We start from the raw sequence: 26,496 nt of genomic DNA, 5'->3' as shown, positions 1-26,496 counted from the left end.
ACCCTGGGTCGTTCTGAGGGAGGCAGCACCGATGTTCAGACGTCCACAATGGAGACGCACGGCCAGATCACTGGTCAGCGCCAGCGCGGCGACGATCCTCGCCGCCACATGCCTGGCCAGCGTCGGCTCCGGCGCGCAGGCCGCGCCCGGTTCGCTGGGAGCGGGCACCGCCGCCGGGGACAAGATCCGACCGGAGCTCGCCCGCCAGCTCGAGGCCAAGAGCGCAGGGGACTTCTGGATTCGCTTCAAGGACCGGGCCGACCTGAGCAAGGCCAGCTCCATCAAGGACTGGACGAAGCGCGGCGCGGCCGTCGCGCAGACGCTGCGGGAGACCGCCGCCGGGAGCCAGGGCAAGATCCGCGCCGAACTCGACAGCTCCGGTACGAAGTACCAGACGTTCTGGGCCACCAACGCCATCAAGGTGAACAGCGGCTCCCTGGCGATGGCGCAGAAGTTCGCCGCCCACGCGGAGGTCGAGGGCCTCTACGCCCCGGTCGCCTACCAGCTGCCGGAACTCACCAAGGGCACCGACGAGAAGACCGTCAACGCCGTCGAGTGGGGCGTCGCCAACATCAACGCCGACGACGTCTGGTCCCAGTACGGCGTCACCGGCGAGGGCGTCACCATCGCGAGCATCGACAGCGGCGTGCAGTACGACCACCCCGCGTTGGTGAACTCCTACCGCGGCAACAACGGCGACGGCACGTTCGACCACAACTACAACTGGTTCAACGCCGCCGGGACGTGCGCCGACGCGCCGTGCGACGACGACGGCCACGGTACGCACACCATGGGCACCATGGCCGGCTCCGCCGGCGCGAACCAGATCGGTGTCGCGCCCGGGGTCAAGTGGATCGCGGCGAACGGCTGCTGCCCCACCGACGCCGCGCTGATCGAATCCGGCCAGTGGATGCTCGAACCGACCGACCTCAGCGGTCAGAACCCGGACGCCAGCAAGCGGCCGAACATCATCAACAACTCCTGGGGCACCCGGGACCCGTCCAACGAGCCCTTCATGGAGGACGTGACGCTGGCCTGGGCCGCGTCGGGCATCTTCGGCGTCTTCTCCAACGGCAACAGCGGGCCGGCGTGCCAGACCAGCGGCTCACCGGGCAGCCTCGCCAGCAACTACTCGACGGGCGCGTACGACGTCAACAACACCATCGCCAGCTTCTCGGCCCGGGGCACCGGGCAGAACGGCGAGATCAAGCCCAACATCTCCGCGCCGGGCGTGAACGTCCGGTCGAGTGTCCCCGGCAACGGGTACGGCAGCGCCAGCGGCACGTCGATGGCCGCCCCGCACCTGGTGGGCGCGATCGCCCTGCTGTACTCGGCGGCGCCGACCCTCATCGGTGACGTCGACGGGACCCGCGCGCTGCTCAACGGCACCGCGATCGACAAGGCCGACGACCAGTGCGGCGGCACGGCCGCAGACAACAACGTCTACGGTGAGGGCCGACTGGACGCCCTCGCGCTGCTCGCCGCGGCCCCGACCGGCGATGTCGGCACCCTGGCCGGCACGGTCACCGACGCGGCCACCGGCGCCCCGATCGCCGGCGCGACAGTGACGCTCACCGGGCCGACCTCGCGTGAGATCACCACCGGCGCCGACGGAAAGTACTCGACCCAGGTCCCGACCGGCGACTACCAGGTCGTCGTGACGGCATTCGGGTACGGCAGCACCACGAAGACCGCGACTGTCACCAAACGCGCGACCACGACGCTCGACGTCGCCCTGACGGCGGTGCCACGGGTCAACGTCACCGGCGCGGTCACCGACGGCTCCGGCCACGGCTGGCCGCTGTACGCCAAGGTGACCGTGAGCGGCGTGTCCGGCGTGTACGACTACACGACACCCTCGAACGGCCGATACAGCATCACGCTGCCGGCCGGGCAGACGTACACCCTGACGTACGAGTCGCAGTACCCGGGCTACCAGACCGTCACCAAGGAGGTCGTGGTCGGCACCCGCAACGTGACAGCCAACGTCGCGGTGCCGGTGGACACCACCACCTGCACGACGGCGCCCGGCTACACGTTCGGCTCCGACGGCGAGTACGAGACCTTCGACGCGACGACCACGCCGGCCGGCTGGACGGTGGTCGACAACGCGGGCAGCGGTGACGTCTGGAAGTTCACCGACGACGGCGACCGGGGCAACCTGACCGGTGGCAGCGGCAACTTCGCGATGATCGACAGTGACGCGTACGGCGCGGGCACCAGCCAGGACACCTCCCTGGTCAGCCCGGCGGTCGACCTGACCGGCGTCACGGCCCCGGTCATCCGGTTCAACCAGGACTTCAACCAGTTGAACGACGACACCGCCGACGTCGACCTGAGCATCGACAACGGCGCGACCTGGACGAACGTGCTCCGCCAGGAGACCGACGTCCGGGGCCCGAAGCTCACCGAGATCCCGATCCCGCAGGCGGCCGGCAAGGCGCAGGTCCAGGTGCGGTTCCACTACTACGACGCCTCGTACGAGTGGTGGTGGGAGGTCGACAACGTCCTCATCGGCAGCCAGGTCACCTGCGTGCCTGTCGACGGCGGCCTGGTCGTGGGCAACGTCCGCGACAAGAACGACAGCAGCTACATCAACGGGGCCACCGTCACCAGCAACGACCGGCCCGCCGAGAAGGCGGTCACCGTGGCGACCCCGGACGACCCGGGGCTGCCCGACGGGTTCTACTGGATCTACTCGACGCTTACCGGCACCCACAAGTTCACCGCGACGGCCGGCAACTACGTCAGCCAGAGCAAGCAGGTCGACGTCGAGGCCGACTGGGCCACCACCGCGAACTTCGTCCTCGCGGCCGGCCGGTTGTCGGTGACGCCCACCCAGGTGAGCGCGACGGTCCAGATGCCCAGCGGTAAGGCAACCAGGACGTTCACCGTGACCAACACCGGCGGCGCGCCGGTCGAGGTCGCTTTCGGTGAGCGTGACGACGGCTTCGAGCTGCTGCGGGCGGACGGTTCCCGGGTGACCCGGCAACAGGTGCTCGGCGCGGCCGGCGCACCGGAGCAGCGGTTGAGCGTCCCGACGTCGTTCACGGCCAGGGCGTCCGGCAAAGCGGCGACGGCGACCCCCGCCGCGCCCGGCCCGCAGGCCGCTCCGTGGACGGACATCACCGACTTCCCGGCCAACATCATGGACAACCGGGTGGTCACCCTGGACGGCAAGGTCTACTCGATCGGCGGTGGCGACGGAAGCGCCTCCACAGTGAAGACCTACGCCTACGACCCGGTCGCGCAGACCTGGACGGCGGTGGCCGACCTGCCCGACGCCCGCAACGCGCTCACGGTGGGTGTGATCGGCGGGAAGATCATCGCAACCGGTGGTTGGGGCGCCGCCGGTCCGGACGCCGCCACCTGGTCGTACGACCCGGGGGCCAACACCTGGACGGACCTGGCCGACAACCCGGCGCCGCGCGCCGCGGCCGGGCAGGCGGTCGTCGACGGCAAGCTCTACGCCGTCGGTGGCTGCACCACCTCGGGCTGCGTGCCGATGTCGAACACGGTGGTCCGCTACGACCCGGGCACCGACGCCTGGGAGACGCTTGCGAACTACCCGAAGTCGGTGGCCTTCGCCTCCTGCGGCGGGATCGACGGCGTCCTCTACTGCACGGGTGGCAACGACGGCACCGCGGCGCAGAAGGCCAGCTACGCCTACGACCCGGGCGCCGACACGTGGACCGCGATCGCGGATGCGCCGACGGACAACTGGGCCAGCTCGTACGCGGTGGCCAGCGGCAAGCTCCTCGTCGTGGGCGGTTCGCAGGGCGGCGCCATCAGCAACGCCGGCTTCGCCTTCGACCCGGCCACCAGTTCGTGGTCGAACCTGCCGAACGCCAACACCGCCCGGTACCGCGGCGGCGCGGCGTGCGGCTTCTACAAGATCGGCGGCTCGTCGGGCAGCTTCAACGCGGCACCGGACAGCGAGGTGCTGCCGGGCTTCGAGGGGTGCGCCGAGGCCGCGGCCGACGTCAGCTGGATGACGATCGACAAGTCGACGGTCACCCTCGCGCCGGGTGAGAAGGTCACGGTCACCGTCGGGATGACGGCGAACGTGGACCAGCCGGGCACCTACTCCGGTGCGGTCACGATCAGGGAGAACACGCCGTACTCGGTGGCGCCGGTGACGGTGACCATGACGGCGACGCCCCCGAAGACCTGGGGCAAGCTGATGGGAACGGTGACCGGGACCAGTTGCCAGGGCGCGACCGCACCGATCGCCGGCGCGGTGGTCCAGGTCGACTCGTGGGCGATGTCGTGGACGTTCGCGACCGACAGCGCCGGCAAGTACGCCTACTGGGTGGACCGGCGGAACAACCCGCTCACGCTGATCGTCGCCAAGGACGGCTGGAAGCCCCAGACCCGTCAGACGAAGATCGACACCGCCACTCCCGCCGTGGAGAACTTCGCGTTGGCGCCCATCCGGTGCTGACACCTGAGCGGTAAGCGGTAGCGCACCGATCCGGCCCGCCTGGTCTCGACCAGGCGGGCCGGACCGTTCGCGGCAGTGGGTGACCGGACACCACACGGCGGGTAGCGTGATTCCCGGTGGTGCCGTCGGTTGCAGCGGTCGGCGGGCCACCGCCCAGACCGCTACCTGGGAGCACCGCCATGACGTCCCACGTCGATCCCCGCTTCGGCAGCACACTCCGCCAACTCCGCAGGGAATCCGGCCTGTCCCTGCGCGCCCTCGGTCAGCTCACCCACCGAGGCAAGAGTCATCTGCACGAGCTTGAGACCGCCACCAAGGCGCCCACCGTGGAGACCGCCGAGCACCTCGACCGGGCCCTGAACGCCGACGGCGCCCTGGTCCGTCTGGTGAGCGCGCCCGTCGACCACCAAGCCGAAGCCGACGATCTGCTGCAACGGGTCGCCGCCAGCGACGTCAGCGCCGAAACCCTCACGCGCATCGAGCAGGGTGTGGACGACCTCGCCAGCCTGTACCCCGTCACGGCTCCGGTCGATCTGTTGCCGATGGTGCGCCGGCACCTCGCCTACGTCACCCGACTACTCGACGGCCGGGTCACCCTCGCTCAGCAACGGCGTCTCGTCGTCGCGGGCGGCTGGCTCGCCGTCCTGCGCGCCACCGTGCACATCGACCTGCAGCAGCCGGGTGCCGCCGCCGCGCACCTCGCCGCGGCATCCGGGCTCGCCAGCCATGCCGAGCATCCGGAGATTCAGGGCTGGTGTCTGGAGACCCGGGCATGGGAGGTGCTGACCTTCGGCGACTATCGAGGCGCCCTGGAGCTGTCGCAGCAGGCGCAGCAGGTCGCGCCGGTCGGCAGCTCCGCGCACATTCAGGCGACGGCGCAGGAGGCGCGGGCCTGGGCGCGGATGGGTGTCGTCCGCGAGACGCGCCAGGCGCTGGACCGGGTGGAGCGTTTGACGGCGAACCTGCCCGTTCCGGAGCGGGCCGAGCACCACTACCGCTACGACCCGGCAAAGGCTGAGGCGTACGCGGCCACGACGCTGGCATGGGCAGGTGACCCGGGTGCCGAGCACGTCGCGCGGTCGGTGCTGGCCCACCTGGATCCGCTGGGCGACGGCGGTACGCGGCCCCGCCGGGCGGCATCGGCCCGACTGGACCTCGGGTTGGCGTTGGCCGCCGCCGGACGACCGGATGAGGCGTCGGCGTACGCCGCCGAGGCCGTCGCGTCGGGTCGGGTGGTGCCGTCGAACTGGTGGCGGGCGCGGGAGGTGTTACGCCGGGTCGAGCAGACGGGCGCACCGGAGGCTGCCGAGTTGCGTGACGTGTACGAGCAGTTCGGCCCGACCCGCACGGGGGAGTAGCGGACAGGGTCGACGGGCAGCGGACAGCCGCATCGTTCGGACACCGTCAAACGTTCCGTAGCGTCCTGGTCACGGGGCCGTTGGCCGGTGTTCTTCCGACCCGAGGGGATGGGCACGATCCGCACCACCGGCCCCGCCGAGGAGGCAGGGGCGGCCGTACCGGACATGACCGGCGGCCTCCGCTCGTGAGGCAAAGGGGCAACCGATGATCCGGAAACCGGTCCACCACCACTGCGACGGGTCGCCCCGGTGACCGTCCGTCCGGTGCCCGGCCCCGGCACCCGGGTGTCGGTGCGGCCTGCCGAGTGGCAGCCCAGCCCGGGCATCGAGGGCCAGACGTACCACGAGATCGTCATCGTGTCGGTCCATGAATCTCATGACCCCCGCTTCGCCTGGGTGTACGGCCACGGCCCGGACTGCGCGTGGAGGTCCGCCGACTGCTCCCGGCCGTTCTGCTTCGAGGTGTTGGTAAACGTCGACGTCCTGGCCGCCGCCGCGGCCGGTGAGCGGCCGTGATCGTCCGCGTGCTCGCCCGCCTCGAGGCGCGGTGGCGGCGGACCCTCGCCGAGCACCAGGCCGTTGATGGTCGCTGCCCGGTCTGCCAGGCGCGGGGTCGCTGTCGGGAGTGGGCGGAGGCATTCGGTCAGCTCGTCGCCCACGATCTGCTGCTCCCCTCAGCAGTCGTTCGCGATCGCTCAGACGGGGGTGAGCCGGAAGCCGACGCCGCGGACCGCGTGGATCGTGGCGGCGGCGTCGAGCCGGGCGAGCTTGCGGCGCACCCGACGCACCACGGAGTGCATGTCCGACCCGCGGCCGAGGTGCCGGTTGCCCCAGACCTCGAGGTGCAGACGCTCGTAGGTCCAGACCTGCCCGGGAGCGTCGACCAGGCAGAGCAGCACGTCGTGCTCCAGCCGGGTCAGGTCGATCTCCTGGTCGCGCCAGCGCAGCACCCGGCGGTCGGAGTCGACGCTCAGGTCGGGCGGTGGCTGCGGGCTCGGTGTCACCTCCGCGAGCACGGTCGGGACGGGCGCGGGCGCGTCGGGGGGCATCTCGACCACCCCGAGGAACTCCCGTGCCTGGTCCACGTTCGAGACGATCAGGAAGGCGTCGGTCCCGCCGAGCAGACGGGCCAACTGCCGGCGCTCGGCCGGCGAGGACGCGATGCCGATGACCAGCGAGGCGACCGGAATTCCCTGCATTGCCCAACCCCTTCCGGTTCCCCACAATCACTCCGGATGGTTTTCGCACCGCCGAGGACGACCATCGATCGGCGTCCTGACCCTAGTGGTGGCTCGTCTCGGCTGGGTAAAACATAGTTGCATGTAAGCATGTGAATGCACCCTCATGTCTCGGCCGTGCGGACGGCTTGGCGACAACGGCGCGGGATCGCCCGGTTTTTCCGGTGGTGATCGGTGGTTGTGACAGAACGAAGACAATCCACGGACGGCGTCCGGACCTGGTGGGCCGAGCATGGTCGACATGTCTCACGGATCGTCGTACCCCGTCGGTCGGTTCTCGCCCGACCCCGCGCGAGCGCTGCCGGCCGGTCGCGCCGCCGCGCCGCCGTGCCTGCGGCTGCTCGGGGCCGCCGCCTGTTTCCTGCTCACCCTGGGCCTCACCGGCGTGCTGTTCGTCTGGACCGACCAGGGTCAGTGGATCGACGGCCTGCTCCTGCCACGCGCCGAGCGGGGCGGCGGTTACGAGCAGGAGAGTGACCTGGTCGGGCCGGCGAAGAGCGTCCTGGCGACCTTCGGCAGCCCGTCGCTGCTGGCCGTCCTGCTCGGCGGGGTGTTGGCGGTGGGTCTGCTCGGCCGCCGGCTGCTGGCCGGCGTCGCGGGGGTGGGCATGGTGCTCTGCGCGGTCGCGACGGCCGGTGCGGTGAAGTCGGCCCTGCCCCGCCCGGATTTCGCGATCGAGGGCTCGACCACCCACAACAGCTTCCCCAGCGGGCATGTCGCGGTCGCGACGGCTCTGGTGCTGGCGTTCCTGCTGGTCCTACCCGGCTGGGCCCGACGATTGTCTGTCGTGCCGGGCGCGGCGGGTGTCTCGGTGATCGGCGCGGCCACCATGATCGCGGGATGGCACCGGTTCAGTGACGTGCTCGGTGGCGTCCTGCTGAGCATGGCGCTGTTCTGTCTGGCTTCGGCGGCGCTGACGGTCCGAGGTGTCGACGACGCGTCCCACCCGCGTGCCACGCCTGTCGTCGGCCGAGCCTGGCGCCTGCTCGCCGAGGGAGCGGCGGGCTTGATCGTGCTCGGCTGGGTGGTTCGGGTGCTGGTGCCCGGTCTGGCCGCCTCGCTGCCGTGGGGGCCGCTCGTGGCCGTCCTGGTGGCGGCCGGGCTGAGCGTGGTGGCGGTGGGCGTGGCGGTGTTCCTGGTGCGGTCAGTGGAGTTCGCCGGGCCGGTCGGTCCGCCACAGTGGCAGCGGCCGGCCGACCCGGGGGCCATGGAGCGCCTGCTGACGACGGAAATCCGGACGGCACGCCGTTGACGGGTCAATATCCGACCGGAGGACATCGACCAAAAGCGAGGAATCCTCATGATGGGATACTTGACGGCATGCCACAGGTCCTGCTGATCGAAGATCACCAGACGGTCCGCGACGGACTGCAACTGGCGCTCACCCGACAGGGCCACACGGTCGTCGCCGTGGCGACCGGCGAACAGGGCCTGGAACGGCTGCGCACCGCGGCGTCCGACGTGGTGGTCCTCGATCTGATGCTGCCCGGTATGGACGGGTTCGAAGTGTGCCGCCGGATCCGGCAGCAGGGCGACCTGCCCATCATCATGCTCACCGCCCGCAACGACGACATGGACGTGGTTGCCGGCCTGGAGGCGGGCGCCGACGACTACGTGGTCAAGCCGGTGCAGGCCCGGGTGCTCGAGGCGCGCATCCGGGCGGTGCTGCGACGCACCGGCGGTGACTCGCGGCGCCCCGGCCCCGAGCGGCCCGGACTGCACCAGCACGGCGCCCTGACCATCGACCGGGCCGCGCTGGTGGTCAGCAAGGACGGCGCGCCGGTCAGCCTGGCCCCGACGGAGCTGCGGCTGCTGCTCGAACTCGCGCACACGCCAGGCCAGGTGCTCAGCCGCCAGCAACTGCTGGAGGCGGTGTGGGAGCACGGGTACCTCGGCGACTCGCGGCTGGTGGACGCCTGCGTCCAGCGACTGCGCGCCAAGATCGAGGACGAGCCGTCGGCACCGGTCTACATCCAGACCGTACGCGGCTTCGGATACCGGTTCGGGCCGCTGTGACCCCCTGGCACCGGGCCCGCGCCATGGCACTGGGCCTGCGCGTCCGCCTGCTCCTGGCCTTCGCCCTGCTGGGCGTGACCACCACGGCGGTGGTGGCCAGCGGAAGCTACTTCCAGGCCCGGACCGTCATCCTCCAGCAGGCGCAGGACGCGGCGGTGGCGTCGCTCACCGACCAGTTGTCGAAGGTGTACCCGGTCGCCAGCCTGCCGCCGACCCAGGAGGAACTCGACGTGCTCGCCCAGAGCCTCTCCGACCGGGAGGTGGACACCGTGGTCCGCTACGGGGAGCTGTGGTCGCAGCGCGCCGACGCGGCCGACATCGTCACCCCGGAGCTGCGGCAGGAGGTGGCGGGCGGTCGCGTCGCCTGGCAGCGCGTGGAGCGCTACGGGACGCCCGTGCTGCTCATCGGCACGCAGCTCAGGTTCGAACGGTCCGACGGAACGTCAGTGCCGTCGGGCGTGGAGGTCTACTCGGTGCGCAGCCTCGTCACGGAGCAGCAGAGCGTCGACCGGCTCGCCGGGTTGGCGTGGGTGACCGGCGGTCTCTCCCTGATCCTCGCCGTCCTGCTGGCCCTGCTGGCCGCCCAGGGCGTGCTGCGGCCGGTACGGGAGTTGGGCCGCGCGGCACGCCGGCTCGGCGAGGGTGACCTGTCCACCCGGCTGACCGTCCGGGGTGTCGACGAACTGGCCGACGTGGCCCGCACCTTCAACGACACCGCCGGGACCCTGGAGCATCAGGTCGGTGAGCTGCGGCGGATGGAGGCCGACGCGCGGCGCTTCGTGGCCGACGTGTCGCACGAACTGCGTACGCCCCTGGCCGCGATGACGGCGGTCACCGATGTGCTGGACGAGGAGGCGGACCGGCTGCCGGGAGACGCCGGGCAGGCCGCCCGGCTCGTCAGTCAGGAGACGCAGAACCTCACCCAGCTGGTCAACGACCTCATCGAGGTCAGCAGGTTCGACTCCGGCACCGCCCGGCTCGCCCTCGACGACGTCGACGTCGCCGCGGCGATCAACGCGACCCTGCGGCTGCGGCGGTGGGCCGATCGGGTGCAGACGGACCTGCCGTCCGGTGTCATCGCCCGGCTCGATCCCCGCCGGCTGGACGTCATAGTCGCCAACCTGGTCGGCAACGCCTTCCGGCACGGCACCGAGCCGGTGTCCGTACGCCTGCGCGCCGAAGCGGACTGGATCACGATCGAGGTCGCCGACCAGGGGCCCGGGTTGGATCCGGAGGTGCTGCCGCACGTCTTCGACCGCTTCTACAAGGCCGACACCGCGCGGACCCGCTCCGAGGGCAGTGGCCTCGGCCTCGCCATCGCCTGGGAGAACGCGCGCCTGCACCGGCACGCCGGTCAGTCGGGGAGTCTGGTGGCGGGCAACACCCCCGACTGCGGCGCGGTGTTCACGCTGCGCCTGCCCCGGGTGGCGGCGGAGACAGTGGACGCCGGAGGCGTACGGTGATCCGGGCAGGCCGCAGGCGCACGGTGTCGCGCCGACGCGCGGCGCGGATGCTGCTCGCGGGCGGGCTCCTGCTCACAGTGCTCACGGCGGGCTGCGGAGTCCGGCCCAGCGACGTCATCACCGGGCGCGCCGCGGTGAGCGGCCCGTCGGCGGGCCCGGGCTTCTACCTGATCTCGCACGGCGAGCTGACGCTGGTCCTGCGAGCGACGAAACCCAGCCCCGGTCCGTCGTTGCCGGCCGCGACGCTCGCGCTGCTCGCGGCCGGTCCCACCCCGTCCGAGCGGAGCGCCGGGCTCAGCAGCGAGGTGCCACCCGACGTCGCGCCGGCCACGGTGACGCCGAGTGTCGACGAGCCCGGCATCACGGTGACGATGTCGGGCGCCGTGCTGCCGTTGTCGACAGTCGCGGCGAACCAGATCATCTGCACCGTGGTGTTCGCCGTGTCGGGACAGGGTTCCGCCCCGGTCACCCTCGTCGGTCCGGACGGCACCCGGCCACCCTGGCCCTGCCCGCTCGGGTGACCGGGGCGTACGCCGCTCACACCAGGTCGACCGCCCGCGCCGGCCGGGGCAGCCCGGCCAGGGTGACCGGGCCACGGTCGACGAGCGCGCCGGAGATCAGGATGTCGAGCAGGGCGGGAAACTCGAGGCCGGCCCGCTGCCAGATCTGCGGGAACTGCGACGCGGCGGTGAATCCCGGGAAGGTGTTGACCTCGTTGACGATGGGCTCCGCGCCCTCGCCGGAAAGGAAGAAGTCGACACGCAGCAGACCTCGACAGTCGAGGGCGTGGAAGGCGCGGATCGCCCGGTCCTGGAGCACCTCGGTGGTTGCCGGGTCGAGCGGGGCGGGGATCTGGAAGACGGCCCCGCCGTCGTACTTCGCGTCGTAGTCGAAGAAGCCGGCGCCGCTCACCCGGATCTCCAGGGGCGGCCCGGCCTGCACCCGGCCGTCGGGGTACTGCAGGACGGCGACGTCGATCTCCCGACCGCGTGCCCCCTGCTCGACGAGCACCTTCGGATCGACCTCCCGGGCCTGCTCGAGCGCGGCCGGCAGGGCCGCCCAGTCCGTGACACGGACCACGCCCAGGCTGGAGCCGGCCCGTGCCGGCTTGACGAAGACCGGCAGGTCCAGTCGCCGCTGCTCGGCCGGCGACAGGTGCTCCCCGGGCCGCAGGGTGACACCCGGGCTGACCCGCAGGCCGTCCGCGGCGAGGAGCCGCTTGGTGACGCCCTTGTCCATGCCCGCCGCGCTGGCGAAGACGCCGTTGCCGACGTACGGCACACCGAGCCACTCCAGCAGCGACGCGACGGTGCCGTCCTCGCCGTACGGGCCGTGCAGGGCCGGGAACACCACGTCCTGGGCGCGTAGCACCCGCAACGCCTGGGGCAGGGGAGTGGCACGGCCGCCGACGTGCCACCCGCCGTCGGTGTCGATGAGCACCTCGGTGACCTGGTACCGCTCGCGGTCCAGCCCGGCCAGGATGCTCTCTCCCGAGCGCCGCGACACCTCGTGCTCGCCGCTCTGTCCGCCGTACAGCACTGCCAGTCGCGTTGTCATGCGACGTCCGCCCTTTCCTGGAGATGGTCGCGGCCCACGCGGGCCCCGATGCCGGTCAAGATCTCGTGTGGGTTGGTGCCGGCCCAGCGCGCCCACTCGGCGACGGTCGGCGGGGTGGTGTCGTCGTCGCCGGGGCCGAACACGACGACCGGATCGCCGATGGCCACCGGCAGGTCACCCGCGTCGACCACGCACTGGTCCATGGCGATGCGCCCGACGACCGGGCAGCGCCGGCCGCCGAGCCACACCTGCGCGCGGCCCTCGGTGGCGCGGGGCAGCCCGTCGGCGTAACCGAGGGGCAGCAGCGCCAGCGTGGTCGGCGCGGCGGTCACGTACTCCGGCCCGTAGGAGACGCCCGTGCCGGCGGCCACCCGCTTCACGTTGACCACTGTCGTCCGCAGCGTCAGGGCCGCGCGCAGCCCGAACGCGCCGGGCCCGAGCGCGCCGAACGGGTCGACGCCGTAGAGGGCCAGCCCGATCCGGCAGAGGTCGAAGCGGGTCCGGGGCGCCGACAGCGCCGCCGCCGAGTTGGCCAGGTGCACGAGGTCGGGGTCGAGGCCGGCGCCGCGGGCGAGGCGCAGTGCCTCGGAGAACGTCCGCACCTGACGGGCCAGCCCGGGAGTGCCGGGCACGTCCGCGTCGGCGAGGTGCGACCACACACCGCGCACCCGGACCCCGCCCTCCACCTCGTACTTCCGGGCCCAGGTGACCAGGTCGGGCCATTCGTCGCGGCCGGCGCCGTTGCGGGTCAGGCCGGTGTCGGCCTTGAGCTGCACCGTCGCGGGCACGCCGAGGCGCAGGGCCGCGTCGGCCACGGCGTGCAGGTGCGTGGTCGTCGAGACGCCTACGTCGACGCCCGCGTTGATCAACTTGTCGAAGTCGTCGTTCGGGCGGTGCAGCCAGCTCAACGTGGGCGCGGTGATGCCCGCGCCGCGCAGGGCCAGCGCCTCGGCCGCCGAGGTCACCCCCAGCCAGGTGGCGCCGGCGCGCAGCGCGGCCCGGGCGACAGGCACCGCCCCGTGGCCGAACCCGTCCGCCTTCACCACTGCCATCAGCGCGGTGTCGGTGACCGCGGCGACCGTGCGCACGTTGTCGGCGATCGCCCCGAGGTCGACCACCGCCTCGGCCAGCCCGCTCATCCGGCCACCGCCGGGCGACGCCCGCCGGGGAGCGCGAACAGCCAGCGGGCGTGCACCCGCAGCAGGCAACGGTGCACGGCCAGGCTCAGGCCGATGACGAGCGCGGTCAGCAGGATCGGGTAGCCGAGCACGACCAGGCTCTGGGCCACCGGGTCCAGCCCGGAGAGCGAGCCGGACAGCAGGCGGTGCAGCAGCGCCAGGAGCGGCATGTGGACGACGTAGATGGGCAGTGTGATGCGCCCGAGCGCGGCCAGTCGGTCGCCGAGGGCTGGCCACCGCGACAGCCGGGCGGCGGCGGTGACGCCGAAGGCCACCGCCACGACGGACACCACCGGCCACACGCCGAACCACCGCTGGGCGCCGGCCGCCGCCATCGCGGCGAGCGCGACGGCGTACGCCCCGGCCGTCAGCACGAGTCGCCGCCGGGTGGCAGTCGCCGCCCACCGCTCGATCCACGGCCGCAGGTACAGGCCGGCGAGGAAGAAGACCAGGTTCTGGTAGAGGCCCGCGCGGTTGCCCGGCGTGGCGAGCAGGCCGGCGGCCGCGACGGCGGACAACACCGCAGCGGGTACGCCGACAAGCAACCGGGGCAGCCGGCGGGTCGCCTTGGCGAGCGTGAAGTAGAGCGCCAGGGCGTACAGGTACCAGAGGTTGGAGGGCGTGACCGTGAGCTGTGCCAGCAGGCCCAGGGCGGACGTGGCACGGTCGGTCGGGAAGTCCGGCACCAGGGCGAGGACCGCCGTGTGGATCAGCAGCCACACCGCGTACAGGTAGAGGAACCCGGCGACGCGGCCGCGGGCGACGGTGCGCCAGGGCCGCTGCACGGCGTTCGCCGCGAAGATGCCGGAAATGGTGAAGAAGAGTGGCATCCGCAGCGGCAGGAACTGCTCGCCGAGCGTGCCCCACAGGCCCGGCACGGGCAGCCCGACGTGCCAGTCGATCTGCAGGTAGTCCTTGACGACGACGTGCCAGGCGACGACGAGGATGATGCACACGCCCTTCGCGGCGTCGGCCCACTGCACGCGCGGTGACCGGCCCGTGCCGGCGCCGGCCTCGCTTCGCCGTCGGTGACGGAACCGGACGCGCGTGTCGGCGTCGTACCCGTCGGGTCGCGACTCGGTGAAAGACAGCTCTTGGATCACCCGACCGAAGTTGCCAGCCGGATATCCCCGCCCGATCCGCGAATTGTCATGAACCGGTAATGGACTCCGACGGGGGATCCAACCAGCTTTCGCGCGGCGCGTTGAGTATCCGAGGGCCACTACTAGGCTCGGTCGTGGAGGTGCCGAACATGAAGCTCGGGCTGCACTACTGGAATTTCTCGACACCGGCCGATCCGGCGGCCATCGCGCCGACCCTCACCCAGGCGGCCACCACCGCTGAGCAGGCCGGCGTGGCGTCGTTCACGGTCATGGACCACTTCTTCCAGATGGAGGCGCTGGCGCCGGCCGAGGAGCCGATGTTGGAGGCGTACACGACACTTGGTTACGTCGCGGCGCAGACCCAGCGGATGACGTTGGGCGTGCTGGTCGCCGGCGTGATGTACCGCTATCCGGGGCTGCTCGCCAAGACCGTGACGACCCTGGACGTGCTCTCCGGCGGCCGGGCCCGGCTCGGCATCGGGGCGTCCTGGTACGAGCGGGAGCAGCGCGGCCTCGGTGTGCCAGTGGTGCCGGTGGCCGAGCGGTTCGAGCGGCTGGAGGAGACGCTGCGGATCTGCCGGCAGATGTGGAGCGACGACAACGGGCCGTTCGACGGGCGGCACTACCAGCTCACGGAGACGATCAACTCGCCCCAGCCGTTGCGCCGTCCGCACCCGCCGATCATGATCGGCGGCAGTGGCGAGAAGAAGACGCTGCTGCTGGTCGCCCGGTACGCCGACGCCTGCAACCTGTTCGGCACGGGCGCCGAGGGGATCGCGCACAAGCTGGACGTGCTGCGCGGGCACTGTGCCGCCGAGGGCCGCGACTACGACAGCATCGAGAAAACCGTGCTGGCCTCCAAGCCGCCGCTGGAGGACCTCGACGAGTTCCTCGCCGAGGTTTCCGCGTACGCGGCGCTGGGGGTCACCGAGGTCCAGGTCACGCCGGACCGACACCCGGTGGAGTTCGCCGAGCGGCTCGGCGACGAGGTGCTGCCCCGGCTGGCCGACATCGGCTGATCTCGCTGAACGCCCCGAGGGGCTGTCCTCCGCTCGGCGGAGGACAGCCCCTCGTCGGGTGACTACCCGGGTCAGCCGACCGAGGCGGGGAACCTCTCCCACACGCGGTGCGCGGCCATCAACTGCTGCACCTCGGTCAGCGCCTCGGCGCCCGAGCCGGCGGCCACGATCCCCGGGGTGCCCGCCACCCCGGCCTGCTCCAGCACCGTGACGCCGGCGCCCCAGGCGCCGATCGCCTTGGCGTGCCGCCAGCACTCCTCGACCAGCAGCAGCACGCGGGGATCGACCGTCGTCGCGTCCGGCCGGCCGGCCTTGGCGTCGCGGGCGGGCAGCGCGTCCGGTGCGGGCACCGGCGCTCCGGCCAGCAGGAGCGCGTCCAGCTCGACCGACCGGCCGGTGGCGAAGGTCCGCTGGACGGGCATGCCGTCCACCATGCCGCCGTGCGGGGCGATCAGCAGCGGCACCATGCCGGCCTCGAACACGGCCCGGCGGACCTCACCGATGCCGTCCAGGTCACCGTCGGGGTCCACGACGATCCCGACCATGCGCCCGTCGGCGGGCCACGCCCTGCCGACCTGCGACAGCGCCGGGCTCGGCGCGACGTCGGCAAGCGGCACCGTCGGCTGCGGCGCGGGCAGCCCCAGGCCCGTGGCGACCTGCTCGCACAGCACCGGGTCGATGTTGGCGAGGCACTGGAGCTGGCGCTCCTTGATCGCCTGGTGGTAGCACTTGCCCAGCTCGAACGTGTACGCCCGGATGATGTGCTCCTTCTCGACCGGCGACATGCTCAGCCAGAACAGGCGTACCTGGCTGTAGTGGTCGTCGAACGACGCCGGGTTGGCACGGACCTTGGGGGCCTGCGCCACGGTCACCGGCACGTCGAGGAACGCGTGCTCGGCGTCGCCGGCCGGGAAGGGGTTGCCACCGTCGAGCGAGTTCGGCCGGTACGGCGCCACCCCGGCGTGCACGGCGTGCTGGTGGAAGCCGTCGCGCAGCATGTCGTTGACCGCGGCGTGCGGGCGGTTGATCGGGATCTGCGCGAAGTTCGGCCCGCCGAGGCGGGTGAGCTGCGTGTCGACGTACGAGAAGAGCCGGCCCTGCAACAGCGGGTCGTTCGTGACGTCGATGCCCGGCGGGAGGTGCCCGAGGTGGAAGGCGACCTGCTCGGTCTCGGCGAAGAAGTTCGTCGGCGTCCGGTTGAGGACCAGCCGGCCGATCGGCTGCACCTCGGCCAGCTCCTCCGGAACGATCTTCGTGGCGTCCAGCAGGTCGATCCCGGCGAAGGTCTCCTCGGGAGTGTCGGGGAAGACCTGGATGCCGAGTTCCCATTCGGGGAACGCGCCGGCCTCGATGGCGTCGTAGAGGTCCCGACGGTGGAAGTCGGGGTCGATGCCGCCGAGCATCTGCGCCTCCTCCCAGGTCAGGGAGTGCACACCGAGCTTCGGCTTCCAGTGGAACTTCGCCAGCACCGTCTCCCCGGCCTCGTTGACGAGGCGGAAGGTGTGCACACCGAAGCCCTCCATCGTCCGGTACGAGCGCGGGATGCCCCGGTCGGACATGTTCCACATGGCGTGGTGCTGCGCCTCGGTGTGCAGTGAGACGAAGTCCCAGAAGGTGTCGTGGGCGCTCTGCGCCTGCGGGATCTCGCGGTCGGGGTGCGGCTTCGCGGCGTGGATGATGTCGGGGAACTTGATGGCGTCCTGGATGAAGAAGACCGGCATGTTGTTGCCGACCAGGTCGAAGGTGCCCTCGTCGGTGTAGAACTTGGTGGCGAAGCCCCGGGTGTCGCGCACGGTGTCGGCCGAGCCGCGCGACCCGAGGACTGTGGAGAACCGGACGAAGACCTCCGTCTCGCGGCCCTTCTTGAGGAAGCCGGCCCTGGTGACCGCCTCGGCGGTGCCGTAGGCAGTGAACACACCGTGCGCTCCCGCGCCCCGGGCGTGCACCACACGCTCCGGAATGCGCTCGTGGTCGAAGTGCGTGATCTTCTCGCGCAGGTGGTGGTCCTGGAGCAGGACCGGCCCCCGGGGCCCGGCCTTGAGCGAGTGGTCGGTGTCGCGCAGCCGCGCCCCGTTCGCCGTGGTCAGGTACGCGCCCTGCTGGCCCTTCGCGGTCGCCGGCACGCCGGTCTCGGCGCCGGTGGGCGTACGGGTCTGCGGCGCGCCCTGTTCCGGCTTCGGCGGCAGGGGATCGTGGGGCGAGGTCGGCTCCTCGACGGGCGGGGGTGCGCTGCCCGGGGCGCCGGGCACCTCGGGAGTCAGAGCGTCAGTGATCTTTTCGGTGGCGGTCTTCACGACGTTCTTGACCGCCTCGGCGGGCTTGCTGGAATCCACTTGGCGAACCTCTCCATGGAGCGTTTGGGCAGGCCCCTGCACCCCTACCCCTGGTCGGAGGGCCGAAACGCACGGAAGATCCGATCTGCGGGCGGGACTGGTGATTTCACCGATGCGCGGGGTGACCGGAGCGGCGAAGACTGACGAACGTCGATATCGCTCGACTCTAGGGAGTGCCCGACGTGTCGTCACCAACCACCACCCGTCCCCGTTCCATGCCCGCTCGGGCCGTCCGGCTCGCGCTGGCCGCCACCCTGCTCGCCGCCGGTGTCCTCACCGGACCCGCCCCCGCCCAGGCGGCCAGCCCGTACGAGCGGGGCCCCGCCCCGACCACTGCGATCCTGGAGGCCAGCCGCGGCCCCTTCGCCACCGCCTCGCAGAGCGTGTCCTCGTTGAGCGTCACCGGCTTCGGCGGCGGGGTCATCTACTACCCGACCAGCACCAGCGAGGGCACGTTCGGCGCCATCGCCATCTCGCCCGGCTACACGGCCGCGTGGTCAAGCATCAGCTGGCTCGGACCGCGGATCGCCTCGCACGGCTTCGTGGTGATCGGGATCGAGACCAACACCCGGTTCGACCAGCCGGACAGCCGTGGCCGGCAGCTGCTCGCCGCGCTCGACTACCTCACCGGGCGCAGCTCGGTGCGCAGCCGGATCGACAGCAGCCGCCTCGCGGTCGCCGGCCACTCGATGGGTGGCGGCGGCACCCTGGAGGCCGCGTCGGCCCGTCCGTCGCTGCAGGCCGCCGTGCCGCTCGCGCCGTGGAACACCGACAAGAGCTGGTCCGAGCTGCGGGTGCCCACGCTGATCATCGGCGGCGAGAGCGACACGGTCGCGCCTGTCGCGTCGCACTCGGTGCCGTTCTACACCAGCATCCCGGCCTCGGCCGAGAAGGCGTACCTGGAGTTGAACGGCGCGAGCCACTTCTTCCCGCAGACGGTCAACACGCCGACGGCCCGGCAGATGGTGGCCTGGTTGAAGCGGTTCGTCGACGACGACACCCGCTACGAGCAGTTCCTCTGCCCGGGCCCGAGCGGGTCGGCGATCGAGGAGTACCGCAACACCTGCCCCAGCTACTGAGCACGCCGGTCGGGGCGGTCGCCGGTTGGCGGCCGCCCCGGTCGTGTCAGCCCATTGAAGGTCTTGACGCCATAACCGAGAAACGTACACTGCGAGTGTAAATAACACCCGCCACGGCAGAGGGATGGGTGATGGAACGCGGGCTCGAACTGCACGGCATCGGCGTCCGATTCGGCGGCCTCACCGCCCTCGACGACGTCTCGCTGCGGGTGCCACCCGACCGGGTGGTGGGCGTGATCGGGCCCAACGGCGCCGGCAAGACCACGTTGTTCAACGTGATCTGCGGCTTCGTGTCGCCGCAGACGGGTTCGCTCACCCTGGACGGTCGGCCGCTGCGACCACGGCCGCACCGGCTGTCCCGGCTCGGCATCGCCCGGACCCTGCAGGGGACCGGGCTCTTCGCCGGCCTCAGCGTCCTGGAGAACGTGATGACAGGCGCGTCGCACACGGCCCGCGCGGGCTTCGCGTCGGCGCTCTTCGGGCTGCCGCGCAGCGACCGCGACGAGCGTCGGCTGCGCCAGCACGCCCTCGACGTCCTCGACGACCTGGGGATCGCCGGGCACGCCGACGCCGCGCCGGGCACGCTTCCCTTCGCCGTACGCCAGCGGGTCGCCCTGGCCCGCGCGCTCGCCGCGCGGCCCCGGCTGCTGCTGCTCGACGAGCCCGCCGGCGGCCTCGGGGCCGACGACATCGCCGAGTTGGCGGAGCTGGTCCGGCAGCTTCCTCGGCGCGACGCCGACCCGTGCGCGGTGCTGCTCGTCGAGCACCACATGGACCTGGTGATGGCCGTCTGCGACGAACTGGTGGTGCTCGACTTCGGCCGGGTGATCGCGGCCGGCACGCCGGACGAGATCCGCGACGACGCGGCGGTCACCGACGCCTACCTGGGGGCCCTCGTCGAGGAGAGCGCCCCGTGAGCGCGAGGAGTGAGCCGGGTTTGCGAGCCCCGCAGTCGCGAACGAAAGGTGGCTCAGCATGAGCGCGCCCGATCTGCTCGTGGTGCGGGGGTTGGTGGCCGGTTACGGGGCCACGCCGGTGTTGCGGGCCGTCGACCTCACCGTTCCGGCCGGCACGATCGCCGCCGTCGTCGGCGCCAACGGCGCGGGAAAGACGACGCTGCTGCGCGCGCTCTCCGGCATGATCCGGCCGGCCGCCGGCCAGGTCCTCCTCGCGGGGGAGGACCTGCGGGGTACGCCCGTGGAGCAGCTCGTCCGGCGCGGCATGGCGCACGTGCCGGAGGGGCGGGGCGTGATCAGCGAGTTGACCGTCGACGAGAACCTGCGGCTCGGCGGGTTGTGGCGGCGTGACCGGGCGGACGCCGGCCGTGCCCTCGACGAGGTCTACGAACTCTTCGAGCCGCTCGCCAGGCGTCGCCGGCACCTCGGGCACCAGCTCTCCGGCGGTGAGCGGCAGATGCTCGCGCTCGGCCGGGCGCTTGTCGGCCGGCCACGCCTGCTGCTGCTCGACGAGCCGTCGCTGGGCCTGGCGCCCCGGGTGGTCGCCCGGACCATGGCCCTGCTGCGCCAGCTACGCGACCGTACCGGCCTGACCGTGCTGCTGGTCGAGCAGAACGTGCGCAGCGCGCTCGCCGTGGCCGACCAGGGTGTCGTGATGTCCCTGGGCCGGGTGGTGGTCGCCGCCCCGGCGGCCACGCTGCGCGACGACGACGACCTGCGCCACGCGTACCTCGGTTTCTGACCCACCTCGTCCCCTGGAGGGAGGACTGTTGGACCGCTTCGTCTTCCTCACCGTCGACGGTCTGTCGCGGGGCGCGGTGTACGCCGCGTTCGCGCTCGCGCTGGTGCTCATCTGGCGGGCGGCGCGGGTCGTCAACTTCGCCCAGGGGGCCATGGCCGTCGCCGCCGCGTACGTCGCGTACTCCGTGTCCGCCGCGACCGGCTCGTACTGGCTCGGCTTCGTGGTCGCGATCGTCGCCGGCCTGCTGCTCGGCGCGCTTGTGGACCGGGTCGTGATGCGGCACGTCGACCACGCGTCGCCGCTCAACCCGGTCATCGTCGCGCTCGGGCTGGTGCTGGTGTTCCAGGCCGTGCTGGGGATGGTGTACGGCAACGAGTTCCGCCCCGCCGACGTCCCGTTCAGCCGGTCCGCCCTCACCGTCGGCGGGGTCGCCGTGCTGTCGCCGTACGACCTGTTCGTCTTCGCCGCGATCGGGGTGGTGGTCAGCGCGTTGGCCTGGATGTTCGCGCGCACCGGAGTGGGGTTGCGGATGCGGGCCGCGGCCTTCGCGCCGGAGGTCTCCCGCCTGCTCGGGGTCAACGTCGGCGGGATGTTGACGCTCGGCTGGGCGCTCGCCTCCGGCGTGGGCGCGCTCGCCGCGATGCTTGTCATCCCGACCGAGTTGGGTCTGCACCCGCACGCGATGGACCTGGTGTTCGTCTCGGCGTTCACGGCGGCGGTGGTCGGCGGGCTGGACAGTCCACCGGGGGCGGTGGTCGGTGGTCTGGTGGTGGGCCTGCTGCTCTCCTACGTCAGCGGGTACGCCGGCAGCGACCTCACCCCGCTGGCGGTGCTCGTGCTGCTGCTGGCGGTGCTGCTGGTCCGGCCCGGCGGGTTGTTCGCCCCGGTCGCGGCGAGGCGGGTGTGAGCGCCACCCGGGCGGCCCTGCCGCCGAGGCAGCGGGAGGGCGGGGCCGGCGAACGTCCGGTCGACCGCGGGCGTCGCGGTTCCACCCTGCTGCGGCACCTCGCCGTGCTGCTCGCGGTGGGCCTGGTGCTGGTGGCGGTCAGCTACGCCGTCGAGCCGTTCCGCAACTTCCAGCTCGCCACGGTGGCGGCGTATCTCTGCGCCACCGCCGGGTTGACGGTCCTCACCGGGCTCAACGGTCAGCTGTCGCTGGGGCACGGGGCGTTGATGGCGACCGGCGCGTACACCGTGGCCCTGTGCCAGAACGCGTTTCTCGACCGGGGGTTGACCGGCGGCTGGCTGTTGGCGCTGTCGCTTGTCGCGGCGGTGCTGGGCACTGTCGCGGTGGGCGCGGTGGTAGGTGTGGCGGCGGCCCGGCTGCGCGGGCCCTACCTCGCCGGGGTGACCCTGGCCGTGGCCGTCGTCGTGCCGGCGTTGGCAGTCACCTTCGACGGCGTCTTCAACGGCGAGCAGGGGTTGTCGGTGCCGGTGGAGCCGCCGCCGCTGGCGCTCGGCGCGTACTTCCCGTACGAGCGGTGGCAGCTCTGGCTCTCGGGCGCTGCCACCCTGCTGGCCCTGCTGCTGGTGGCGAACCTGATCCGCAGCCGGTACGGGCGGACGTTCCGGGCGGTGCGCGACGACGAGGTGGCGGCCCGTCTCGCGGGCATCCACGTGGCGCGCACCCAGGTCCTCGCCTTCGTGGTCAGCGCCGCCACGGCAGGGCTCGGCGGCGGCCTGCTCGCGATGCTCGCGCAGAGCGTCTCGCCCGGGGCGTTCTCGTTGACGCTGTCGCTCTTCCTGCTGATGGCGGTGGTGATCGGCGGCCTCGGTCGCCTCGCCGGCGCGTTGTGGGGGGCCGTGCTGCTTGTCGCGCTGCCCGATCTCACCCATTCCGTGACCGAGCTGCTCACCCTCTCGCCGGCGGTGGCGCAGCGGCTGGAGGGCAACCTCCCGCTGGCGATCTTCGGCGTCACGCTGATCGTCGTGATGATCGCCGCGCCGGGCGGTGTGCAGGGTCTGTTGTCCCGTCTCGGCCGGGCCCTGCTGGCCCGCTGGCCGGCGCGGCGTTCCTGAGCTGTCCCCGGCCCGGCCTCGGCCGGGCGCTCCACCACCACACCATCCCCACCGAACCGGACCGAGAAAGGTCGGTGTTTCCCATGCACCGTACGGCGCGACGCGGTCTCGCGATCGCCAGCACCATCGCCCTGCTCGTCACCGCCGCCGGCTGTAGCGGCGACGACGGCCCCACCTCCGGCGGGGGGTCGGTGCCGGGGGTCACCGACACCGAGATCGTCGTCGGCACCCACATGCCGCTCACCGGCCCGGCCTCGGCCGGCTACTCCAAGATCGCCCCGGCGACGAAGGCGTACTTCGACTACGTCAACGCCAACGGCGGCGTGCACGGCCGGAAGATCACCTACAAGGTCATGGACGACGGCTACAACCCGGCGAACACCCAGCAGGTCGTACGCCAGCTCGTGTTGCAGGACAAGGTCTTCGCCGTGCTCAACGGCCTGGGCACGCCGACGCACACCGGGGTGCTCGACTTCCTCAAGACCAACCGGGTGCCCGATCTCTTCGTCGCGTCCGGCAGCCGCAGCTGGGACCAGCCCGACAAGTATCCCGGCACGTTCGGCTTCAACCCGGACTACACGGTCGAGGGCAAGATCCTCGCCAATTACGCGAAGGCGAACCTGGCCGGCAAGAAGGTCTGCTTCCTCGGCCAGGACGACGACTTCGGCCGCGACAGCCTGGCCGGCGTGGAGAAGGTGCTCGGCGCCGGGGCCGTGGCCGTCAAGCAGACGTACGTCACCAGCAACACCAACGTGGCGCCGCAGATCGGCGCGTTCAAGGCGGCCGGCTGCCAGGTCGTCATGCTGGCGACAGTGCCCGGCTTCACCGCGCTCTCCGTCGGCACCGCCGCGCGGTTGAGCTTCAAGCCGCAGTGGCTGGTCTCCAACGTCGGCGCCGACCACCCGACCCTTGCCAAGCAGCTCGGCGCCGCCGCCCCGCTGCTGGAGGGCATGGTCGGCACCAACTACCTGCCGATGCAGAACGACACCGCGAACCCGTGGATCCAGCTCTTCACGAAGATCAACAAGACGCACAACGGTGACGCGCCGTTCGACGGCAACACCGTCTACGGCATGTCGGTCGGTTACCTCTTCGTGCAGGTGCTCCTCGCCGCCGGCAAGGACGTCACCCGCGAGAAGGTGCTCGACGCGGTCCAGAAGGGCGGCTTCCAGGGCCCCGGGCTCGCGCCGCTGCGCTTCTCCGCCGACGACCACTCCGGCTACGGCGGGCAGCGGTTGAGCCGGGTGAGCGGGGGAGTGCAGAGCTACTTCGGGCCGACGTACGAGACCGACGAGGGGGACGGGCCGGTCACCGAGTACACGGCCGCCCCGGTCGCGCCGCCGGCGAACGGGGTGCCGACCGTCTCCTGACGAGCCCGCCATCCGGTCGTACGACCCGGGGTCACCGCCTCCGGGTCGTACGACCGTGCCCGGGCGTGCGACGCGGCGCGGCCGACGCGGGACGTTGACCGACACCGATCGACCCTCCTACTATCTGCATCGTGAATGCAATTTCAGGTCGGCTCGCGGGTCGAGTCGCCATCGTCACCGGGGCCAGTCGGGGGATCGGCCTGGCCATCGCCCGACGCCTCGTCGCCGAGGGCGCCCGGGTGGGCCTGACCGCCCGTCGTCCCGAGGCGCTCACCGAGGCCGTCGCCGCCCTCGGTGGCCCGGCGTACGCCGTGGCCGTGCCCGGTCGGGCCGACGACCCCGCGCACCGGGCCGCTGCGGTACGGGAGGTCGGCGCGGCGTTCGGGCCGGTGGACCTGCTGGTCAACAACACCGGCATCAACCCCGTGCACGGCCCGCTGGCCGAACTGGACCTGGCAGCGGCCCGCAAGATCCTCGATGTCAACCTCGTGGCGGCGCTGGGCTGGGTGCAGGAGGTCTGCGCCGCCGGCATGACCGAGCGGGGCGGCTGCGTGGTGAACGTCTCGTCGATCGCCGGCCTCGCGCCGTCGCCGGGCATCGCCTTCTACGGCGTGACCAAGGCGGCGCTCAACCACCTCACCGCCAGTCTCGCCGTGGAGCTGGGACCGGCGATCCGGGTCAACGCCGTCGCCCCCGGCGTGGTCAAGACCCGCTTCGCCGCGGCGCTCTACGAGGGCCGCGAGGACGAGGTCGCCGCGCGGTACCCCCTCGGCCGGCTCGGCGTCCCGCAGGACGTCGCGGGCGCGGTCGCCTTCCTGGCCGGTCCCGACGCCGCCTGGATCACCGGGCAGACCATCGTCTGCGACGGTGGCGTCACGCTTGCCGGTAGGTCCGGATGAGACCGCCCGTGCACGCTCGGAGCTGCCAGATCATCGCCTGTCTAGACTCGGCGGGGAGCCGGGCGACGTCGTGGCGGTGAAGGGGCGGGGGCGGATGAACAGGGTCGAGGCTCCGGGGCGGGTCGACGGGCGGACGGCCCGGGCCGAGCGCACCCGGGCAGCCATCGTCGAGGCGCACCTGGCGCTCATCGCCGAGGGCGACCTGCGGCCGACCGGGGAACGCATCGCCGAACGGGCCGGCATCTCCCTGCGCACGCTCTGGACCAACTTCAAGGACATGGAGACGCTGTTCGAGGCGAGCGGCGCCGAGGTGCTGCGTCAGCAGGACGCCGCGTACCGGCCGATCTCGCAGGCGTTGCCGCTGGCCAAGCGGGTCGACGCGTACTGCCGGCAGCGGGCCCGGCTGCTCCAGCTCATCGCGCCGTCGGCGCGGGCCGCGCAGATGCGCGAGCCGGTCTCCGACCAACTGCACCGCAACCGCCTCAAGCACATCGACCGGGTACGCGACGAGGTCGAGCACCTCTTCGCCGCCGAGCTGGCACACGCCGGGCGGGGGCGTGAGCAGCTGCTCAACGCGTTGGTGGCGGCGAGCATGTGGCCGGCCTGGTCGATGCTGCGCTACGGCCTCGGGCTGGGCGTGGACCAGGCCCGCGCGGTGATGTCCCGGACGGTGGGCGCGTTGCTGGCCGAGGTCGCGACCGACTGATCCCGGCTCGTCCCCTCTTTTCATCCGGTGACTGATGGGTAACACTGGGGCACATGGTTACTGCATACTCAGTGCAAATAACCGTGTTGCGCGGCCGGGACGACCAGTGCCGGGCCGTCCGGGCTCTGCTCGACGGCGTGCGCGACGGCGGCGGCGGGGCTCTGCTGCTGCACGGCGAGCCGGGGTCGGGCCGGTCGGCGCTGCTCACCTACGCCCACCGCTACGCCAAGGACTGCACGGTCCTCGCCGGGGCCGGGCTGCCCGAGGAGGCGACGCTGCCGTACGCCGGCCTGCAACGCCTGCTCGATCCGGTGCTCGACCGGGTCGCCGACCTGCCCGAGCCCCGACGGCACCTGCTGCGCAGGACGTTGGACGGCGAGAGCTGCCCGCCCGAGCGCCGGCTGGCCCTGTCGGTGGCCGTCCTCGATCTGCTCGCCGCGGCCGCCCGGGAACGCCCGCTGCTCGCCACCATGGACGACGTCGACCGGGGCGATCCGCAGACCGCGCAGGTGCTGGCGATCGTCGCCCGCCGGCTGCGGCACCTCCCGGCCGCCGTCCTGCTCACCGCGGACGCCACCGCCACCGTGGACGGCATCCCCGCCCACCGGCTTGCGCCGCTGGGCGAGCGGGACAGCATCGCCGTCCTCACCGACCGGCTGCCCGAGCGACCCGCCGCGCCGGTCGCGGCCACGCTCGCCGCGGTCGGTGGCGGCAACCCGCAGGCCCTCGTGGACCTCACCGAGGTGCTGAGTCCGGGGCAGTGGCGCGGGGAGGAGCCGTTGCCGGCCGCGCCGCCGGCCGACGGCGCGCTCGCCCGCGCCTACCGGGCCCGCCTCGACCGGCTGCCGCCGGACACCCGCCGGATGCTGCTGCTCGCCGCCCTCGACGAGTCCGACGACCCGGCGACCTTCGTTCGCGCTGCCGATGCCGCCGGCCTGGCCGTCGAGGCGCTCGCCCCGGCCGAAGCCGCCGGCCTCGTCCGCGTCGAGCCCGGGGGCGTCACGTTCGCGCAGCCG

General features: G+C 72.2%; 22 protein-coding genes. 17 read left to right on the top strand and 5 right to left on the bottom strand.

Annotation, left to right across the window (positions count from 1 at the left end; translation table 11 throughout):
• The first annotated feature begins 31 nt into the window (after positions 1-31).
• The 3 genes from MILUP08_RS21260 (at position 32) to MILUP08_RS21250 (ending at position 6,318) form a co-directional block, all read left to right on the top strand.
• Positions 32-4,444 (top strand): S8 family serine peptidase, encoded by a 4,413-nt coding sequence (locus MILUP08_RS21260; protein WP_007461411.1) that lies wholly within the window; start codon positions 32-34, stop codon positions 4,442-4,444.
• Between the two features lie 179 nt (positions 4,445-4,623).
• Positions 4,624-5,802 carry a helix-turn-helix domain-containing protein gene (locus tag MILUP08_RS21255; RefSeq protein ID WP_007461409.1) on the top strand — a complete coding sequence of 393 codons (1,179 nt, stop codon included), beginning with the start codon at positions 4,624-4,626 and terminating at the stop codon, positions 5,800-5,802.
• Between the two features lie 249 nt (positions 5,803-6,051).
• Entirely contained in the window at positions 6,052-6,318 is a 267-nt protein-coding gene (locus MILUP08_RS21250; RefSeq protein WP_007461405.1) for a hypothetical protein, read from the top strand.
• 179 nt (positions 6,319-6,497) lie between these two features.
• Here MILUP08_RS21250 and MILUP08_RS21245 read toward each other — a convergent pair whose 3' ends face one another.
• Positions 6,498-7,001, bottom strand: coding sequence for a winged helix-turn-helix domain-containing protein (locus MILUP08_RS21245; protein WP_007461403.1), 504 nt, complete (start codon positions 6,999-7,001; stop codon positions 6,498-6,500).
• A gap of 280 nt (positions 7,002-7,281) precedes the next feature.
• On the opposite strand from MILUP08_RS21245, the gene MILUP08_RS21240 reads away from it, so the two are divergent.
• The 4 genes from MILUP08_RS21240 to MILUP08_RS21225 all read left to right on the top strand — a co-directional run bounded on the left by MILUP08_RS21240 (position 7,282) and on the right by MILUP08_RS21225 (position 11,040).
• Positions 7,282-8,292 (top strand): phosphatase PAP2 family protein, encoded by a 1,011-nt coding sequence (locus tag MILUP08_RS21240; RefSeq protein WP_007461401.1) that lies wholly within the window; start codon positions 7,282-7,284, stop codon positions 8,290-8,292.
• Positions 8,293-8,360: 68 nt separating this feature from the next.
• The gene (locus MILUP08_RS21235) at positions 8,361-9,056 is read left to right on the top strand and encodes a response regulator transcription factor (protein WP_007461399.1); all 696 of its coding nucleotides are present in this window, start codon (positions 8,361-8,363) and stop codon (positions 9,054-9,056) included.
• Positions 9,053-10,519: a sensor histidine kinase gene (locus MILUP08_RS21230; protein WP_007461397.1), complete on the top strand. Its 1,467-nt coding sequence runs from the start codon at positions 9,053-9,055 to the stop codon at positions 10,517-10,519. The genes MILUP08_RS21235 and MILUP08_RS21230 overlap by 4 nt, the downstream gene beginning before the upstream one ends.
• Positions 10,516-11,040 carry a hypothetical protein gene (locus MILUP08_RS21225; RefSeq protein WP_007461395.1) on the top strand — a complete coding sequence of 175 codons (525 nt, stop codon included), beginning with the start codon at positions 10,516-10,518 and terminating at the stop codon, positions 11,038-11,040. Before MILUP08_RS21230 ends, MILUP08_RS21225 begins: the two co-directional genes overlap by 4 nt.
• Before the next feature lie 16 nt (positions 11,041-11,056).
• Here MILUP08_RS21225 and MILUP08_RS21220 read toward each other — a convergent pair whose 3' ends face one another.
• The 3 genes from MILUP08_RS21220 to MILUP08_RS21210 are packed head-to-tail and all read right to left on the bottom strand — an operon-like array spanning position 11,057 to position 14,357.
• Positions 11,057-12,076 carry a D-alanine--D-alanine ligase family protein gene (locus MILUP08_RS21220; RefSeq protein WP_007461393.1) on the bottom strand — a complete coding sequence of 340 codons (1,020 nt, stop codon included), beginning with the start codon at positions 12,074-12,076 and terminating at the stop codon, positions 11,057-11,059.
• On the bottom strand, positions 12,073-13,215 hold the full coding sequence (gene alr, locus MILUP08_RS21215) for an alanine racemase (RefSeq protein ID WP_007461391.1): 1,143 nt from the start codon (positions 13,213-13,215) through the stop codon (positions 12,073-12,075). The genes MILUP08_RS21220 and alr overlap by 4 nt, the downstream gene beginning before the upstream one ends.
• Positions 13,212-14,357, bottom strand: a complete 1,146-nt coding sequence (locus tag MILUP08_RS21210) for an acyltransferase family protein (protein WP_007461389.1) — start codon at positions 14,355-14,357, stop codon at positions 13,212-13,214. Before MILUP08_RS21210 ends, alr begins: the two co-directional genes overlap by 4 nt.
• 149 nt (positions 14,358-14,506) lie before the next feature.
• Here MILUP08_RS21210 and MILUP08_RS21205 point away from each other — a divergent pair, with 149 nt between their 5' ends.
• Entirely contained in the window at positions 14,507-15,376 is an 870-nt protein-coding gene (locus MILUP08_RS21205) for an LLM class F420-dependent oxidoreductase (protein WP_007461387.1), read from the top strand.
• Between the two features lie 71 nt (positions 15,377-15,447).
• On the opposite strand, the gene MILUP08_RS21200 is transcribed toward MILUP08_RS21205, so the two are convergent.
• Positions 15,448-17,709, bottom strand: a complete 2,262-nt coding sequence (locus MILUP08_RS21200; protein ID WP_007461385.1) for a catalase — start codon at positions 17,707-17,709, stop codon at positions 15,448-15,450.
• Positions 17,710-17,924: 215 nt separating this feature from the next.
• Between MILUP08_RS21200 and MILUP08_RS21195 the strand changes: the two genes are divergently transcribed.
• The 9 genes from MILUP08_RS21195 to MILUP08_RS21155 form a co-directional block, all read left to right on the top strand.
• Positions 17,925-18,788, top strand: a complete 864-nt coding sequence (locus MILUP08_RS21195; RefSeq protein WP_039906379.1) for an alpha/beta hydrolase family protein — start codon at positions 17,925-17,927, stop codon at positions 18,786-18,788.
• Between the two features lie 131 nt (positions 18,789-18,919).
• On the top strand, positions 18,920-19,705 hold the full coding sequence (locus MILUP08_RS21190) for an ABC transporter ATP-binding protein (RefSeq protein ID WP_007461381.1): 786 nt from the start codon (positions 18,920-18,922) through the stop codon (positions 19,703-19,705).
• Positions 19,706-19,763: 58 nt separating this feature from the next.
• The gene (locus tag MILUP08_RS21185) at positions 19,764-20,486 is read left to right on the top strand and encodes an ABC transporter ATP-binding protein (protein WP_007461379.1); all 723 of its coding nucleotides are present in this window, start codon (positions 19,764-19,766) and stop codon (positions 20,484-20,486) included.
• 28 nt (positions 20,487-20,514) lie between these two features.
• Complete coding sequence (locus tag MILUP08_RS21180) at positions 20,515-21,393, top strand: branched-chain amino acid ABC transporter permease (protein ID WP_007461377.1); 879 nt, start codon at positions 20,515-20,517, stop codon at positions 21,391-21,393.
• Positions 21,390-22,505, top strand: coding sequence for a branched-chain amino acid ABC transporter permease (locus MILUP08_RS21175; protein WP_007461375.1), 1,116 nt, complete (start codon positions 21,390-21,392; stop codon positions 22,503-22,505). The genes MILUP08_RS21180 and MILUP08_RS21175 overlap by 4 nt, the downstream gene beginning before the upstream one ends.
• Positions 22,506-22,588: 83 nt before the next feature.
• Positions 22,589-23,875 (top strand): ABC transporter substrate-binding protein, encoded by a 1,287-nt coding sequence (locus tag MILUP08_RS21170; protein ID WP_007461373.1) that lies wholly within the window; start codon positions 22,589-22,591, stop codon positions 23,873-23,875.
• A gap of 131 nt (positions 23,876-24,006) precedes the next feature.
• Positions 24,007-24,774 carry an SDR family oxidoreductase gene (locus MILUP08_RS21165; RefSeq protein ID WP_007461370.1) on the top strand — a complete coding sequence of 256 codons (768 nt, stop codon included), beginning with the start codon at positions 24,007-24,009 and terminating at the stop codon, positions 24,772-24,774.
• 94 nt (positions 24,775-24,868) lie between these two features.
• Positions 24,869-25,480, top strand: a complete 612-nt coding sequence (locus tag MILUP08_RS21160; RefSeq protein ID WP_007461368.1) for a TetR/AcrR family transcriptional regulator — start codon at positions 24,869-24,871, stop codon at positions 25,478-25,480.
• Positions 25,481-25,551: 71 nt separating this feature from the next.
• Positions 25,552-26,496, top strand: a 945-nt coding sequence (locus MILUP08_RS21155) for an AAA family ATPase (protein ID WP_237747151.1), incomplete at its 3' end; no start/stop codon positions are given.

The sequence above is a fragment of the Micromonospora lupini str. Lupac 08 genome (assembly GCF_000297395.2).
In the GTDB taxonomy this organism is placed as follows: domain Bacteria; phylum Actinomycetota; class Actinomycetes; order Mycobacteriales; family Micromonosporaceae; genus Micromonospora; species Micromonospora lupini.
Note: the sequence above shows the minus strand (reverse complement) of the source record. Positions and strands in the feature narration are given on the sequence as shown.

Excerpts from the sequence above, each read along its gene's own strand:
- MILUP08_RS21260 (WP_007461411.1), top strand. The coding sequence starts at position 32 with ATGTTCAGACGTCCACAATGGAGACGCACGGCCAGATCACTGGTCAGC.
- MILUP08_RS21255 (WP_007461409.1), top strand. The coding sequence starts at position 4,624 with ATGACGTCCCACGTCGATCCCCGCTTCGGCAGCACACTCCGCCAACTC.
- MILUP08_RS21245 (WP_007461403.1), bottom strand. The coding sequence starts at position 7,001 with ATGCAGGGAATTCCGGTCGCCTCGCTGGTCATCGGCATCGCGTCCTCG.
- MILUP08_RS21240 (WP_007461401.1), top strand. The coding sequence starts at position 7,282 with ATGTCTCACGGATCGTCGTACCCCGTCGGTCGGTTCTCGCCCGACCCC.
- MILUP08_RS21235 (WP_007461399.1), top strand. The coding sequence starts at position 8,361 with ATGCCACAGGTCCTGCTGATCGAAGATCACCAGACGGTCCGCGACGGA.
- MILUP08_RS21220 (WP_007461393.1), bottom strand. The coding sequence starts at position 12,076 with ATGACAACGCGACTGGCAGTGCTGTACGGCGGACAGAGCGGCGAGCAC.
- alr (WP_007461391.1), bottom strand. The coding sequence starts at position 13,215 with ATGAGCGGGCTGGCCGAGGCGGTGGTCGACCTCGGGGCGATCGCCGAC.
- MILUP08_RS21205 (WP_007461387.1), top strand. The coding sequence starts at position 14,507 with ATGAAGCTCGGGCTGCACTACTGGAATTTCTCGACACCGGCCGATCCG.
- MILUP08_RS21195 (WP_039906379.1), top strand. The coding sequence starts at position 17,925 with ATGCCCGCTCGGGCCGTCCGGCTCGCGCTGGCCGCCACCCTGCTCGCC.
- MILUP08_RS21190 (WP_007461381.1), top strand. The coding sequence starts at position 18,920 with ATGGAACGCGGGCTCGAACTGCACGGCATCGGCGTCCGATTCGGCGGC.
- MILUP08_RS21185 (WP_007461379.1), top strand. The coding sequence starts at position 19,764 with ATGAGCGCGCCCGATCTGCTCGTGGTGCGGGGGTTGGTGGCCGGTTAC.
- MILUP08_RS21170 (WP_007461373.1), top strand. The coding sequence starts at position 22,589 with ATGCACCGTACGGCGCGACGCGGTCTCGCGATCGCCAGCACCATCGCC.
- MILUP08_RS21160 (WP_007461368.1), top strand. The coding sequence starts at position 24,869 with ATGAACAGGGTCGAGGCTCCGGGGCGGGTCGACGGGCGGACGGCCCGG.